Below are 1,717 nucleotides of genomic sequence, written 5' to 3'. Positions count from 1 at the left end.
CGCCACGAAAGCCCGTTCGCACCGAGGCTGCGGTGTCAGCGCCAGCAGCCTCGCCCCACAAAAAAAATAGAACCGGAGACACGCCATCATGGCCTTGGATTTAATCGTCGTTCTCATCTACGCCACCGGCATGATCGCCTTGGGCTGGTACGGCATGCGCCGCGCCAAGACCCGCGACGACTACCTCGTCGCCGGGCGCAACCTCGGTCCGGGTTTTTACCTGGGCACCATGGCCGCCACTGTGCTGGGCGGCGCGTCGACCATCGGCACCGTGCGTCTGGGTTACGTCCACGGTATTTCCGGATTCTGGTTGTGCGGCGCCATCGGCCTGGGCATCGTCGGGCTGAGCCTGTTCCTCGCCAAGCCTTTGCTCAAGCTGAAAATCTATACCGTGACCCAGGTGCTGGAGCGCCGTTACAACCCGGCCGCGCGGCATGCCAGCGCGCTGATCATGCTGGTCTACGCGTTGATGATCGGCGCGACTTCGACCATCGCCATCGGCACAGTCATGCAGGTGCTGTTCGGCCTGCCCTTCTGGGTTTCGATCCTGGTGGGCGGCGGCGTGGTGGTGTTGTATTCCACCATCGGCGGCATGTGGTCGCTGACCCTGACCGACATCGTGCAGTTCCTGATCATGACCATCGGCCTGGTGTTTCTGCTGATGCCAATGTCCATCAGTGACGCTGGTGGCTGGGACGCGATGGTGGCGGCCTTGCCGGCGCGCTATTTCGATTTCACCGCCATTGGCTGGGACACCATCATTACGTATTTCCTGATCTACTTCTTCGGCATCTTCATCGGCCAGGACATCTGGCAGCGGGTGTTCACCGCTCGCAGCGAAGGCGTGGCGAAAGTCGCCGGCACCGCTGCCGGCCTGTATTGCGTGCTCTACGGCCTGGCCGGTGCGCTGATCGGCATGGCCGCCAAAGTCCTGCTGCCGGACCTGGAAAACGTCAACAACGCCTTCGCCAGCGTGGTGCAGACCAGCCTGCCCAACGGCATTCGTGGCCTGGTGATCGCAGCCGCGTTGGCGGCATTGATGTCCACCGCCGCAGCAGGCCTGCTCGCGGCATCCACCACGGTGGTCCAGGACTTGCTGCCCCGCCTGCGCCAGGGCCGTGAGAGCGGCGACGGCGACGTTCACGAAAACCGTATCGCGACCCTGCTGCTGGGCGCGGTGGTATTGGCGATCGCCTTGGTCGTCAGCGACGTGATCAGCGCCCTGACGCTGGCCTACAACCTGCTGGTCGGCGGCATGCTGATCCCGCTGATCGGGGCGATCTACTGGAAACGCGCGACCACCGCCGGCGCGATCACCAGCATGTCGCTGGGCTTCGTCACCGCGCTGTTCTTCATGTTCAAGGATGGCCTGGATGCGAACACGCCGATCTACTACAGCCTGAGCGTGGCGTTGGTGAGCTTCGTGGTGGTGAGCCTGCTGTCGCCACGGTCGGAGGTGATGGCCAAGGCGGTTTGATCAGGTAGCGGAGAGTTTCCTTCGAGGGGTATGGCGTCGGTGGCCATATCCCTTTTTTTACCAAACATCGTTCCCCTGTGGCGAGGGAGCTTGCTCCCGCTGGGCTGCGCAGCAGCCCCAAGATGCATCTATCACCACAGTGTGCCAGACAGGACGCTGAGGCCTGCTGCGCAGGCCAGCGGGAGCAAGCTCCCTCGCCACAGGGGGCTCATCACGCAAATAAAAAGATCGCAGTGGCGG

General features: G+C 63.1%; 1 protein-coding gene. It reads left to right on the top strand.

The genetic code is table 11. From position 1 onward, the window contains the following. The first annotated feature begins 88 nt into the window (after positions 1 to 88). On the top strand, positions 89 to 1,477 hold the full coding sequence (locus ACE04F_RS12220; protein ID WP_486106988.1) for a sodium:solute symporter family protein: 1,389 nt from the start codon (positions 89 to 91) through the stop codon (positions 1,475 to 1,477). The last annotated feature ends 240 nt before the right edge of the window (positions 1,478 to 1,717 follow it).

This window comes from Pseudomonas sp. AGC41, assembly GCF_057334555.1.
Note: the sequence above shows the minus strand (reverse complement) of the source record. Positions and strands in the feature narration are given on the sequence as shown.

Excerpts from the sequence above, each read along its gene's own strand:
- ACE04F_RS12220 (WP_486106988.1), top strand. The coding sequence starts at position 89 with ATGGCCTTGGATTTAATCGTCGTTCTCATCTACGCCACCGGCATGATC.